Here is a 13013-nt window from a genome sequence, read left to right as displayed (position 1 = left end):
AGAATGATAAAAGTAGAAACGGATTACGCCCTTTGTCCCAAATTCGAAAAAGCCTTTTCGATTCTGGGGAAAAAGTGGAATGGATTGATCATTGATGTCCTTCTTGAAGATGGCAAACAAAGATTTGTTGACTTAGCCAATAAAATCCCTCAAGTCAGTGATCGTGTTTTAGTTGAACGATTGAAAGAATTAGAGCGGGAAGACATTGTCTGCAAAGAAAGCAATCTATACTGCTTGACACCAAGAGGGGTCGCATTAGAAAATAGTATGATGAGTGTCAAACGATGGGCAGAAAATTGGGTCACTGAGGAAGAATGCAGTTGATTTATGTTTGGTTTTTAGGTAAACTAGCATTAAATGAATAGTTGAAAAAGCATTGATAGAAGCTAGTAATTTAGCTGGATCAGTCAAGGGAGATTTGTCGTAGACTGCAAGCAAATCCTGTATCCGTTAAATGAATTTCACTTCTGGAGCTTACTGATTCGTCAGTCGGCAGTATTCTTGTCGTTAAATGAAGTGAGTGCGCAGCAAGATGCTGCGAATGAGGATGGTAACACGAAGACGTCGTTCCTTTTAGAGGACACGTCTTTTTTTGTTGTCAAAAATTGATGTAGGCAAAATACGATTGATAAGAAAAAACAAAATCATCTAGACTATTCATATTTAGAAGGAGGAGACTTATGTCTTTACAAGAGAAGTTAGAAGCTTTGCAAGAATCAACGCTTCTTAAAATCAATGAAAGTACCACGATCAAAGATCTGAATCAGATCAGAGTTGATGTCTTAGGTAAAAAAGGGCCGATCACAGAAGTATTGCGGGGCATGAAAGATTTATCAGCTGAGGAACGGCCAAAAGTAGGTAGCTATGCCAATGAGATTCGCGATCGTTTGACAGAGGCAGTGGAGACAGCAAAAGTTAAACTTGAAGCCGCTGCTCTTGAAAAAGCACTGGCTGAAGAAGCCATCGATGTGACATTGCCAGGGAAAGCTATGCCTCAAGGTACGCGTCACGTATTGACCCAAATCATGGAAGAAATCGAAGACATTTTTGTTGGAATGGGTTATCAAGTGGTTGAAGGGTATGAAGTTGAAAAAGACCATTATAATTTCGAACGGATGAACTTGCCAAAAGATCATCCCGCGCGAGATATGCAAGATACTTTCTATATTTCAGATGAGATTTTGATTCGGACCCATACATCACCTGTTCAAGCTCGGACCATGGAAACACATGATTTCAGCAAAGGACCATTACGGATGATCTCACCAGGGAAGGTGTTTCGCCGTGACACAGATGATGCAACCCATAGTCATCAGTTCCACCAAATTGAAGGATTGGTCATCGACAAAAATGTCACGATGGGTGATTTGAAAGGTACACTAGAAGTTATGATGCAAAAAATGTTTGGTGAAGACCGCGAGATTCGCTTACGTCCAAGCTATTTCCCATTTACAGAACCTTCTGTGGAAGTTGATGTCAGTTGTTTCAAATGTGGAGGTGCAGGTTGTAATGTCTGCAAACATACTGGTTGGATCGAAATCTTAGGCGCGGGAATGGTGCATCCTAATGTGTTAGAGATGTCGGGGATCGATGCCAACGTGTATTCTGGTTTTGCTTTCGGTTTAGGACCAGATCGCGTAGCTATGTTACGTTATGGTGTCAATGACATCCGTCAATTCTATACAAATGATCTTCGTTTTATCAGTCAGTTCAAGGGGGAATAAAAAATGTTAGTATCTTATAAATGGTTAAATGAATACCTTGACCTGTCAGCTGTCACGCCAAAGGAATTGGCAGACAAAATGTCAGTGACAGGGATCGAAGTTGAAGGAATCAACGTGCCAGAAGAAGGATTAAAGAAAATCGTTGTGGGAGAAGTGGTGGCCTGTGAACCACATCCAGACTCCGATCACTTGTCGATCTGCCAAGTAAATATTGGAGAAGAAATCACACAAATCGTTTGCGGTGCGCCAAATGTCAAGAGCGGCATCAAAGTAATCGTTGCATTACCAGGTGCTCGAATCACCGACAATATCAAAATCAAAAAAGGAAAAATGCGTGGTCAAGTTTCCAATGGCATGATTTGTTCTTTACAAGAATTGGGCTATGCAGATAGCGTGATTCCCAAGGAGTATGCAGAAGGCATTTATTACATGCCCGCTGATGCCACGGTGGGAGAACCTGTATTTCCTTATTTAGACATGGATGATCATTTGATCGAATTGTCTATTACACCAAATCGTGCGGATGCATTGAGTATGCGTGGTGTCGCCTATGAAGTTGGGGCGATCTATCGTCAAACACCAGACTTCCCGATGGTTGAATTACAAGAGGTGGAGACAACAGCAGCCTCAAAAATCAATGTAGCTGTTGCTGATCAATCAGATGCGCCCGCGTATCAAATTCGGATCATTGAAGACGTGACGATCGCGCCAAGTCCTCAATGGCTGCAAAATCGATTGATGAACGAAGGTATTCGCCCAATCAATAACGTTGTGGATGTGACCAATTATATTCTTTTATTATTTGGTCAACCGTTGCACGCCTTTGATTATCAAAAATTAAATAGCCAAGAAATTTTGGTGCGCCGAGGGAATGAAGCTGAAACGCTAGTGACGCTGGATGGTGAATCTCGGACAGTTTCCAGTGATGATATTGTGATCACGAATGGCCAAGTTCCTGTTGCTTTAGCCGGTGTCATGGGAGGGTTGGATTCTGAAATCACTGAAACAACCACAACAGTGGCATTAGAAGCAGCTTTATTTGATCCCTTGGCGATTCGCTTGACTTCAAAGAAATTCAATTTGCGCAGCGAATCTTCAGCCCGCTTTGAAAAAGGGATCAACCGAGCAACCGTTGCGGCTGCTTGTGACGCTGCAGCTGCCATGATTGCTGAATTAGCTGGTGGTCAAGTATTAAAAGGTGCTGTCGAAGGATCTGCAGTGGAAGTGGCGCCAGTGACGGTCTCAATCACGCTAGATCGCATCAATCGTTATTTAGGCACAACGATCGATCAATCAGAAGTCGAAGAAATTTTTGCGGCATTGGGTTTTGACACAATGTTGAAAGGCGATATTTATGATGTTTCAGTACCGCCTCGACGCTGGGACATCAGTATTGAAGCTGACATCATTGAAGAAGTGGCGCGTATTTATGGCTACGATCGATTGCCTTCAACATTGCCTTCCGGCGAAACGGTCGCTGGATCTTTGACGCAAGAACAATTGATGACCCGTAACATTCGTACCATTCTTGAAGGAAGCGGTGTGAGTGAGGCAATCAGCTATGCATTGACAACTGAAGACAAAGCCCAACAATTTACTTTTTCTACTAGTCATGTGACGCGTTTAGATTGGCCCATGACGGAAGAACGGGCAGTCTTGCGTTTAAATTTGATCGCCGGATTGCTGGATGATTTGGCCTATAACTTAGCTCGGAAAAACGCCAATGTTGCTTTATATGAAATAGGTCGGGTCTTTAAACAAGTTGGCGATACAAAAAAAGAATTGCCAACAGAAGTCAATCATGTAAGTATCGCAGTCACTGGCAATATCCATAATAAAGATTGGCAATCACAAGCCCAAAAAGTTGATTTCTATTATGTCAAAGGCATTCTAGAAAACATGTTTGATCAGTTAGGTTTAACGGATCGAATCACTTATGTGCAAACAGATACGTTGAAAGAAATGCACCCAGGACGGACAGCGTTTGTTCAATTAGATGGAAACGTGATTGGCTTTGTGGGACAAGTTCATCCAACAGTAGCAAAGGCTTATGATGTGACTGAAACTTATGCAGCTGAATTAGATTTAGATCAACTGCTGCAAAATAAATCAGCGCAAATGGTTTACCAAGCAGTTTCGAAATATCCTGCGGTCAACCGTGATATTGCCCTATTATTGAGTGAAGAAGCGGCGAACCAGTCTGTTGTGGCTGTGATTCGTGAATCAGCGGGACGTTTCTTACAAGATGTTCGTCTATTTGATGTCTATCAAGGCAAGAATATTGAATCAGGCAAAAAGTCACTGGCTTACAGTTTGACATTTGCTAATCCAGAAGCGACATTGACGGATGAAGAAATCAATCATGCAATGGCAAAAATCACCAAAAACCTTGAAGACAAACTGCACGCAGAAGTTCGATAGTCAAAAAAATGCATAGAAACAAAAAAACACACAACGGCATGTCCGTTGTGTGTTTTTTTTGGTTTCTATTGGGTGATTATTCAATTGCTTCTTTGGTTTTTCGCTGATTAAGAAAAATAGCTGATGCCCATTGCTTTTTTCACTTCGGAGAGTGTTTGCGCTGCGACTTTTTCCGCTTGTTGGCTGCCAAGTTTCAATAAATGCATGACTTCCGCAGGGTCTTTCGCGAAATCTTCGCGACGGGCACGAATCGGTGCAAATTCAGCTTCAAGTACATCGATCAAATAGCGTTTGATTTTGACATCGCCTAAACCGCCTTGACGATATTGATCTTTCAAATCAGCAATTTTCTCTTTTTCTGTACCAAAGACATCAAGATAAGTGAAGACCATATTGCCTTCAACTTGTCCTGGATCATTGACATGAATATGATTTGGATCTGTGTACATACTCATCACTTTCTTTTGCACGACATCCGCAGGATCAGATAAATAAATGCCATTGTTCAAAGATTTGCTCATTTTGCCATTGCCATCGATACCCGCAAGACGGCCCATACCTTTTGGCGGTAAGACAGCCTTAGGTTCTACTAAGACGTCCTGATAGGTTGTATTAAAGCTGTGGACGATTTCTTGTGCTTGTTCCAGCATGGGTTTTTGGTCTTCGCCTACGGGGACTAGATTGGCTTTAAAAGCTGTGATATCAGCTGCTTGAGAAACCGGATAAATAAAGAAGCCCGTTGGTACGCCTTCGCCAAATTTCTTTTGTTCGATTTCGGCTTTGACCGTTGGATTGCGTCGTACGCGAGCCACGCTGACCAAATTGAGATAATACATGGTCAATTCAGAAAGTTGCGGAATTTGAGATTGGATAAACAAAGTCGTTTTTGCAGGGTCGATACCTACTGCTAGATAATCTAAAGCAACCTCTAAAATATTTGCAGAAACTTTTTCTGGTGTTTTGGCATTGTCCGTTAAAGCTTGCATGTCAGCAACCATAACAAAGAGTTGATTATCTGGATCAGCTTGCATTTCGACCCGTTTTTTTAAAGAGCCCACATAATGACCGAGATGTAGTTTTCCGGTCGGGCGATCACCTGTTAAAATTGTATTCACATTTCATCCACCTTTACCATTCTTATATCGTTTATCTTACCTTTTTTTGGCAAAAGAAACAACTCGTTCCCGCTACGCTAAAAAAATTTTTCATAAAAATTTCCATGGACAAAAACCTGACATATCAGTAAAATAACTCTTGTGGTTTCAATAGTAAAGGAAGGATAAATGAAAAGCGCCTTTACAAAACAAAAATGTTTAGGCTATAATATGAATCAAATCTTACCAATTACTCATGTAATTTTAAATTAATTTAGGAGTGTGAAGCAATGGCAATGATCGAATTTAAAAATGTGGAGAAGTATTATGGCAAATTCCATGCATTAAAGAACATCAATCTTGAATTTGAAAAAGGTGAGGTCGTTGTAGTGATTGGTCCATCAGGATCTGGGAAGAGTACAATGCTTCGTACCATTAACGGACTAGAAACGATTTCTGGTGGGCAATTATTGGTCAACGACAAGAACTTATTTGATAAAGATGTGAAGTTGACTGAAGTTAGAAAAAACATCGGTATGGTTTTCCAACATTTCAACCTTTATCCAAATAAAACCGTGTTAGAAAATATAACGTTGGCACCGATCAAAGTATTAAAAAAGAATGAGCAAGAAGCCATCAATCTTGCAGAAAAATTGTTAGATCGGGTAGGTATGCTAGACAAAAAGGATTCTTATCCATCCATGCTTTCTGGCGGACAGCAGCAAAGGGTGGCGATCGCCCGTGGTTTGGCGATGACACCAGAAATGCTGCTTTTTGACGAGCCGACTTCTGCACTCGATCCCGAAATGATCGGTGATGTACTAGATGTGATGAAGAAAATTGCCAGTGAAGGCATGTCGATGATCGTGGTGACCCATGAAATGAGTTTTGCTCGAGAAGTGGCTGACAGAATCGTCTTTATGGCTGAAGGTCAAGTATTAGAGGATCGTCGGGATGTCGATGGTTTCTTTGATGCACCTCGTGATGTTCGGGCGCAGCAATTCCTAAGTAAAGTAACCAACCATTAAGACGAGGAGGAACTAGAATGAGAAAGAAAGTCATTTCTTTGCTCGTGCTTGCCTTAAGTCTAATCACACTTTCTGCATGTGCCGGGCAAAGTGCTGCCGACAAAGATATTTTAAGTAGTAGTAAAGAAACCAATCAAATTGTCTGGGGTGTAAAAAATGATACCCGCTTATTTGGGTTGATGGATATCGCCACAGGAGAAGTACGAGGCTTTGATATCGACATCGCCCGTGCCATCACTGAAAAAATCCTTGGTCGAGATGGCAACGCCATTTTTGTTGAAGTGACATCGAAAACACGCATCCCGTTACTGAAAAATGGCAATATCGATGCAATCATTGCAACGATGACGATCACAGAAGAACGCAAAAAACAAGTTGATTTTTCTGACGTCTATTTTGATGCTGGGCAATCTTTGTTAGTTGCCAAAGACAGTCCCATCCAAGGTGTAGAAGACCTAACTGCCGATTCAACTGTCCTTGTGGTCAAAGGATCGACTTCTGCTGTCAATATTCGCGAAGCTGCACCAGATGCGCAAATATTGGAATTGGAAAATTATGCGGAAGCTTTTACGGCTTTGCAATCGGGTCAAGGAGATGCCATGACGACAGACAATGCGATCTTGTTAGGAATGGCTAGTGAAAATCCGAAATATCATTTGGTGGGTGGTACTTTTACAGAAGAACCGTATGGGATCGCCATCAATAAAGGCCAAGATAATTTCCGGAATGCTGTCAATGAAGCGCTGCAAGAAATGCATGCAGATGGCACCTATGATGATATTTATAATAAGTGGTTTCCTGATGATGCTTCAGGAAAAGTAGAATAGGAGGGAAATGCATGTTAGAACTGTTTCAAACCTATACCCCTCAGTTTATTGACGGTTTCAAATATACAGTTATGGCAAGCTTGATTGCCTTGTTTTTTAGTTTGGTGATTGGTACTTTAATGGCGATTTTTCAATTATCGGACAATCGATTGATCAAAGGATTAGCCAAAGCGTATGTAGAGTTTTTTAGGAATATCCCTTTATTGATTATCGTGATGTTTTTTTATGTCGTTGTACCAATGTATTGGATGACATTTGATGGGTTTCAAGCGGGTACGATTGGATTGACGATCTATACATCCGCGTTTATTGCGGAAACGATTCGCTCAGGGATCCAAACTGTGCCCAAAGGCCAAATGGAGGCGGCATTGTCTTCTGGTTTTACTTATAGTCAGGCAATGCGCTATATCATTTTGCCGCAAGCTTTCAAAATCGTGGTGCCGCCATTGGGCAATCAATTTATCAATTTGGTCAAAAACTCTTCGATTTTAGCAATGGTTGCTGGTCTAGATATTATGTATCAAGGAGACTTGATTGCCAGCGAAACATTCAATACCTTCGATACGTATATCATCGTTGGCTTGTTTTATTTGATCATCACACTACCATTGTCCTATTTGATGGTTTATCTTGAACGCCGTTGGGCGATCCGCTCATAGAAAGGAGTGCTTGATGTATGACATTTTTTGAAGCTTTTTCAATCATTAATATTCGTTTCTTGATTGATGGCTTACGGGTCACAGTTGAAGTATCGATTCTTTCGATTCTTTTCAGCTTTCTTATTGGTGGTATCGCAGGAATTATTCGCTTTAGCCAGATTCCTTTTCTTTCCAAGATCTTAGGCGTCGTGATCGACGTGATCCGTAATTTGCCGTTGCTTTTGATTATTTTCTTTACCTATTTTGCATTGCCGCAAATTGGCATTCGGTTTAATATTTTTTGGTCGGCGGTCGTCGCTTTAACGATCTTTGAATCAGCCATGTTGTCAGAAATTTTTCGTGCTGGTTTGAATTCAGTGCCAAAAGGGCAAATGGAAGCCGGCCTTTCGACAGGGTTGACTTACACGGAAGTTTTGCGCAGTATCGTGGTTCCGCAAGCGTTCAAAGCTATGCTGCCAGCGATTGTCAGCCAGCTGATTTCATTGATCAAGGATACGTCATTGGCAGTGATTATTTCATTGCCTGAATTGACCCACCATGCGCGTATCATCTATGGACAAAACACCAATTATGTTTTGCCGATGTTCTTTGCGATGACAGTCTTGTATTTCTTGGTTTGTTATGCACTTTCATTGCTTTCTCGTTTCTTAGAAAAAAGGCAATATAATTATTGACCATCACTAAATGCAAAAATTCAACTTGATCCTTGTCCTGGATTGAGTTGAATTTTTTTGTTCTGCGTATTTTTGGGGTGAATCAAAAGGAATACTTGAAAAATCTTGCAAAAAAGTCCAGAATGAGAGGTAGGTATTTTATGGTACCTCAGACTTTCTTTTATGCAAAGGATGACATCAATGAAACATACACAACCAATTGGCTTTATTGATTCGGGGGTCGGCGGTTTGACCGTAGTGAAAGAAGCTATCAAACAATTGCCCAATGAATCCATCCTTTATTTAGGAGATACTGCCCGCTGTCCATACGGGCCACGCCCTGCTGAACAAGTGATTGAGTATACTTGGCAAATGACCAGATTTTTACTTGAAAAAGGGATCAAAATGCTTGTGATCGCCTGCAACACCGCAACAGCAGTGGCGCTTGAAGAAATCAAAGCAGCGTTATCGATCCCAGTGATCGGGGTGATTTTACCTGGTAGCCGAGCAGCTGTCAAAGCAACCAATAATCATCGAATAGGGGTGATAGGCACTGCTGGTACGATTCGGAGCCATTCATATGAGCGGGCACTAAAAGCCAAAGCACCGAAAACGACAGTGATCAGTTTGGCCTGCCCAAAATTCGTGCCGATCGTTGAAAGCAATCAATACCATAGTTCAGTTGCCAAAAAAATCGTCGCAGAAACATTGCGTCCATTAAAAAATAAAAAATTAGATACAGTGATATTGGGCTGTACGCATTATCCGCTGCTGAAGCAAATGATCCAAAATGAATTAGGCAGCACCATTCGCTTGATCGATTCTGGCGCAGAAACAGTCGGAGAGGTCAGTACCTTGCTTGATTACTTTGATATAGCCCAACAATCAGATCCAAAATCAACCCCAACACATGCATTCTATACCACGGGTTCGCCTAAAATTTTCGATGAAATTGCGAACGACTGGTTAGATTTAACGAAAATTTCATCGATCCACATCGATCTAGGAGGAAAATAAATGCGCCATGATGGCAGAAGTCAAACGATGATTCGCCCAGTTAAGATTCAAACAAATGTTTATAAGCATCCGGAAGGTTCGGTGGTCATATCATTTGGCGATACCACAGTGATTTGCTCCGCGACAGTGGAAGACCGCGTTCCTCCTTTTTTACGAGATACTGGTAAAGGGTGGGTAACTGCTGAGTACAGCATGTTGCCACGGGCCACTAATACCCGCAATCGCCGCGAAAGCGCCAAAGGCAAGTTAAGTGGGCGGACCATGGAAATACAACGCCTGATTGCCCGCTCTTTAAGAGCAGTTGTTGATTTAGAGAAATTAGGTGAACATAGTATCGTTGTCGATTGTGATGTCGTTCAAGCCGATGGCGGAACCAGAACCGCTAGTATCACAGGGGCTTTCGTTGCTTTACGACTTGCTGTCGACAAATTGCTGCAAGAAAAAAAATTGGCGGCTGATCCCATCAAAGAACATTTAGCCGCTATCAGCGTTGGTATTTTGCCAGATGGTACTTGCGTCACTGATTTGGATTATAAAGAAGATTCATCTGCTGCTGTTGATATGAATTTGGTGATGACAGAATCTGGGCGTTTTGTTGAATTGCAAGGCACAGGAGAAGAAGCGACTTTTGATGGTCAACAGCTGAATGAAATGCTGATATATGGAAAAACAGCAATCGAAGAACTGATTGCGTATCAAAAAGAAGCATTATCCATCTCTGAAAAGCCCCTCTATGATATTCCAGAAAAAACAATCGTCATCGCTACTGGCAATCCGGGGAAAGCCAAAGAATTCAAGGCCGTTTTCGGGTCAGCAGGTTATGAAGTGAAAACCTTGAGCGACTATCCCCAACTGCCAGATGTCGAAGAAACGGGCAGGACATTTGAAGAAAATGCCCGTTTGAAAGCCGAAACGATTGCCAAATTATTGAATCGCCCAGTTTTAGCAGACGATTCCGGTCTGAAAGTGGACGCGTTAGGCGGTCGACCAGGTGTCTATTCAGCGCGTTATGCCGGCGAGCAAAAAAGTGATGCGGCGAATAATGCCAAGCTTTTATATGAATTGACCGATATTGCGGATGCACAACGAACGGCCCAGTTTCATTGTACATTGGTCTTTGCCGCACCCGATAAAGAAAGTTTAGTCGTCTCAGCAGATTGGCCCGGAAAAATCGGACGTATTCCGCGAGGAGAGAATGGCTTTGGGTATGATCCGTTATTTATTCCAGACGGTTTTGAAAAAACAGCCGCTGAAATAAGCCAAGACGAAAAAAATAGCATGAGTCATCGGGGGATGGCGATCCAAGCTTTACAAAAAGAATGGCAATCATGGTTGGAAGGAGAATGAACAAATGAAATATTTGGTTGTAAGCGACAATCATGGGGATCGTCAAATTTTGGTTGATCTCTTGGCACACTTCAAAGATCAAGTCGACCTGTTTCTTCATTGCGGAGATTCAGAGTTGCCGGATTCTGATCCGTTATGGGATACATTCCAAGTTGTAGCTGGAAATTGCGATTATGGTGCACAATATCCAGATCATCGCACCATTGAAACATCTGTCGATCGGATATATATGACCCATGGTCACTTAGCTGATGTTCGTTTTGGTATCACTAAGGTAGGTTTACAAGCACAACAAGCTGCGGCGTCAATCGTTTTATTTGGGCATACCCATCAAATTGCTTGCGAAAAAGTCGGTGGACGACTGTTCTTGAACCCTGGCAGTATTTCACAGCCAAGAGGACCAATCCAAATCAAAAGTTTTGCTATCATTGATAGCACGCCAGAAGCTTGGCAAGTGCAGTATTATGACCGCCAATTTCAAAAGTGTCCAGATTTAAATTTTGTGTTTAGTCGTGAGGAAAACGGAAACAAAAAGTAAAAATTTCATTATAATTTTGCAGGTATCGCCCTTATTTTCTCATTTTCAGTTAAAATAAGAGGGTAGTTGTGAAATGGAGGCAGTTAGATTGATAGGACCAACCGTAGAAAAAATTTTACTCGAAAATCAAGAGAATTTTTTGGTACCAGCAGAAAATGTGGCATCTGTGTTTTATAACCATCCATTAAGTCATGCGTTGCTTGTATTATCTAAAGTAGGATACTCAAAGATTCCCGTATTAGACAGTGAAGATCATTTGGTCGGCTTGATCAGTCTATCAAACATCGTCGAAAAAATGATGGATCTGACCGGGTTTAGCATGGACAACATCGAAGGCCTGACGGTCGCAGATGTAATGGAAGTCAATGTTGCGTGTATCAAATCAGATGGTGATTTAGAAGATATGCTGCATCTTTTGGTTGATCAGGCATTTTTACCGATCGTTGATGAAGATAAAGTCTTTGTTGGTATCATGACCCGTAAGGAAATCTTGAAATCAGTCAACCATCTCGCCCATGAGCTGGAAAGACGTTATATGTTGATCTCAAAAGAAGAAACACCGCATCCAACAGAATCTTTGCATGTAGTATGATGTAGGCACCTAAAGAAAAAACCCCCGCAACAGTTCGTTTAACTGAACTGTTGCGGGGGTTTTTTTAGATACCGACGATCGGTGCATTAGGAATGGTGTAGCCTTTTTCGGTCAGTGCATCGATGGAGGCGGCCAAAAATTCTTCTTTTAATTTCCATTGGGTGCCATTAGATACATACATGGTGGATCGAATCGCAAAGTTGTTGTTGCCAAGATCCACTAAGCCAAAAACAGCAGGGGCTGTCTGAATCTCTGCTTCATGTTGTGCAGCAATCGTTTGGTTGACCTCTTCAATGATACGCCGAATATCATCTAAGCCTTCAGCAGGCAAAATACGGACATCTACGACTACTTGCATATTTGCTCTAGACGTATTGCTGATCGTAGTGATGTTGCGATTGGGAATGTAGTGGACTGTTCCATCCACCGATTTTAGTTGAACTGTTCGGATACCCACATTTGTGACGGTTCCTTCTAACGTTAAATTGGTCAATCTTACATAGTCGCCAACATTGATTTGTTGTTCAGTTATAATAAAAAAACCGGTGATCAAATCGTTCATAAAACCTTGTGCCCCTAAACCAAGTGCGACCCCGACGATCCCGGCACCAGCAAGCAAGGAGCCGACTGGGACACCAATCGTTGAAAGAAGCGCATAGACAAAGAAAAAGCCCAATGAATAATGCACAATATTGCGGATCAAGGTATGGATCGTGTTGATCCGACTTGCATTGAAAGTGGCTTTCTTTTCATAAGACCGATAGACGCGGTCGATGACAATATTGCTGACCTTTAACAAAATGCCAAATAAAATCAAGAGGAAGAAAAGCATCAAGGCTTTTTGGATCAAAATACCGATGATCTCTTCCCAGTTGATCGATTGCCACCACTTTTGAATGGCATTCAATTGGGCAGCAGCGGGTTCTGTGATGCTGGATCCACTTGAGTCCGTGGTGGATGCAGCAAGAATAAATAGTTTCATCATTTACCTCCAAAACTTAGTGAGTTTATTTTAACGAAGATAAACAACAATTGCAAAAATACTTATTTATCATAAGGCTTTCAAACAAAAAAAGTAGACTGCTTGTCATTTCAGCAGTCTACAAATTTGAT

General features: G+C 41.7%; 13 protein-coding genes. 11 read left to right on the top strand and 2 right to left on the bottom strand.

Annotated elements, in window-relative coordinates:
• Nucleotides 1-3 precede the first annotated feature (3 nt).
• The 3 genes from IGI41_RS07690 (at nt 4) to pheT (ending at nt 4145) form a co-directional block, all read left to right on the top strand.
• Complete coding sequence (locus IGI41_RS07690; protein WP_430609171.1) at nt 4-324, top strand: winged helix-turn-helix transcriptional regulator; 321 nt, start codon at nt 4-6, stop codon at nt 322-324.
• Nucleotides 325-680: 356 nt separating this feature from the next.
• The gene (gene pheS / locus IGI41_RS07685) at nt 681-1724 is read left to right on the top strand and encodes a phenylalanine--tRNA ligase subunit alpha (protein WP_430609170.1); all 1044 of its coding nucleotides are present in this window, start codon (nt 681-683) and stop codon (nt 1722-1724) included.
• Nucleotides 1725-1727: 3 nt separating this feature from the next.
• Nucleotides 1728-4145: a phenylalanine--tRNA ligase subunit beta gene (gene pheT / locus IGI41_RS07680; RefSeq protein WP_430609169.1), complete on the top strand. Its 2418-nt coding sequence runs from the start codon at nt 1728-1730 to the stop codon at nt 4143-4145.
• A gap of 107 nt (nt 4146-4252) precedes the next feature.
• Here the strand turns inward: pheT and trpS are convergent, their stop codons facing one another.
• Nucleotides 4253-5260, bottom strand: coding sequence for a tryptophan--tRNA ligase (gene trpS / locus IGI41_RS07675; RefSeq protein ID WP_430609168.1), 1008 nt, complete (start codon nt 5258-5260; stop codon nt 4253-4255).
• A gap of 269 nt (nt 5261-5529) precedes the next feature.
• Between trpS and IGI41_RS07670 the strand changes: the two genes are divergently transcribed.
• From IGI41_RS07670 to cbpB, 8 genes are all read left to right on the top strand, one after another.
• Nucleotides 5530-6267 (top strand): amino acid ABC transporter ATP-binding protein, encoded by a 738-nt coding sequence (locus tag IGI41_RS07670; protein WP_430609167.1) that lies wholly within the window; start codon nt 5530-5532, stop codon nt 6265-6267.
• Between the two features lie 17 nt (nt 6268-6284).
• Nucleotides 6285-7094 (top strand): transporter substrate-binding domain-containing protein, encoded by an 810-nt coding sequence (locus IGI41_RS07665; protein ID WP_430609166.1) that lies wholly within the window; start codon nt 6285-6287, stop codon nt 7092-7094.
• 11 nt (nt 7095-7105) lie between these two features.
• On the top strand, nt 7106-7753 hold the full coding sequence (locus IGI41_RS07660; RefSeq protein ID WP_430609165.1) for an amino acid ABC transporter permease: 648 nt from the start codon (nt 7106-7108) through the stop codon (nt 7751-7753).
• Between the two features lie 17 nt (nt 7754-7770).
• Nucleotides 7771-8427: an amino acid ABC transporter permease gene (locus tag IGI41_RS07655; protein ID WP_430609164.1), complete on the top strand. Its 657-nt coding sequence runs from the start codon at nt 7771-7773 to the stop codon at nt 8425-8427.
• 180 nt (nt 8428-8607) lie between these two features.
• Complete coding sequence (racE, locus tag IGI41_RS07650) at nt 8608-9423, top strand: glutamate racemase (RefSeq protein WP_430609163.1); 816 nt, start codon at nt 8608-8610, stop codon at nt 9421-9423.
• Entirely contained in the window at nt 9424-10770 is a 1347-nt protein-coding gene (gene rph, locus IGI41_RS07645) for a ribonuclease PH (protein ID WP_430609162.1), read from the top strand.
• Nucleotides 10771-10774: 4 nt separating this feature from the next.
• Nucleotides 10775-11308: a metallophosphoesterase gene (locus tag IGI41_RS07640; protein WP_430609161.1), complete on the top strand. Its 534-nt coding sequence runs from the start codon at nt 10775-10777 to the stop codon at nt 11306-11308.
• Between the two features lie 88 nt (nt 11309-11396).
• Entirely contained in the window at nt 11397-11900 is a 504-nt protein-coding gene (gene cbpB / locus IGI41_RS07635) for a cyclic-di-AMP-binding protein CbpB (protein WP_430612770.1), read from the top strand.
• A 64-nt stretch (nt 11901-11964) separates the two neighbouring features.
• Here cbpB and IGI41_RS07630 read toward each other — a convergent pair whose 3' ends face one another.
• Complete coding sequence (locus IGI41_RS07630; protein WP_430609160.1) at nt 11965-12882, bottom strand: mechanosensitive ion channel family protein; 918 nt, start codon at nt 12880-12882, stop codon at nt 11965-11967.
• Between the last annotated feature and the right edge of the window lie 131 nt (nt 12883-13013).

Origin of the sequence: Enterococcus sp. DIV0876, assembly GCF_050529585.1 — a bacterium.
Classification (GTDB): domain Bacteria; phylum Bacillota; class Bacilli; order Lactobacillales; family Enterococcaceae; genus Enterococcus_D.
The sequence above is the reverse complement of the archived record's forward strand: the minus strand, read 5'-3'. Positions and strand labels throughout refer to the sequence as shown.

What these genes read in the sequence shown, in the direction of transcription:
- IGI41_RS07655 (WP_430609164.1), top strand. Translation starts at nt 7,771, where the DNA reads ATGACATTTTTTGAAGCTTTTTCAATCATTAATATTCGTTTCTTGATT.
- IGI41_RS07660 (WP_430609165.1), top strand. Translation starts at nt 7,106, where the DNA reads ATGTTAGAACTGTTTCAAACCTATACCCCTCAGTTTATTGACGGTTTC.
- IGI41_RS07690 (WP_430609171.1), top strand. Translation starts at nt 4, where the DNA reads ATGATAAAAGTAGAAACGGATTACGCCCTTTGTCCCAAATTCGAAAAA.
- racE (WP_430609163.1), top strand. Translation starts at nt 8,608, where the DNA reads ATGAAACATACACAACCAATTGGCTTTATTGATTCGGGGGTCGGCGGT.
- IGI41_RS07665 (WP_430609166.1), top strand. Translation starts at nt 6,285, where the DNA reads ATGAGAAAGAAAGTCATTTCTTTGCTCGTGCTTGCCTTAAGTCTAATC.
- pheS (WP_430609170.1), top strand. Translation starts at nt 681, where the DNA reads ATGTCTTTACAAGAGAAGTTAGAAGCTTTGCAAGAATCAACGCTTCTT.
- rph (WP_430609162.1), top strand. Translation starts at nt 9,424, where the DNA reads ATGCGCCATGATGGCAGAAGTCAAACGATGATTCGCCCAGTTAAGATT.
- pheT (WP_430609169.1), top strand. Translation starts at nt 1,728, where the DNA reads ATGTTAGTATCTTATAAATGGTTAAATGAATACCTTGACCTGTCAGCT.
- IGI41_RS07630 (WP_430609160.1), bottom strand. Translation starts at nt 12,882, where the DNA reads ATGAAACTATTTATTCTTGCTGCATCCACCACGGACTCAAGTGGATCC.
- IGI41_RS07640 (WP_430609161.1), top strand. Translation starts at nt 10,775, where the DNA reads ATGAAATATTTGGTTGTAAGCGACAATCATGGGGATCGTCAAATTTTG.
- IGI41_RS07670 (WP_430609167.1), top strand. Translation starts at nt 5,530, where the DNA reads ATGGCAATGATCGAATTTAAAAATGTGGAGAAGTATTATGGCAAATTC.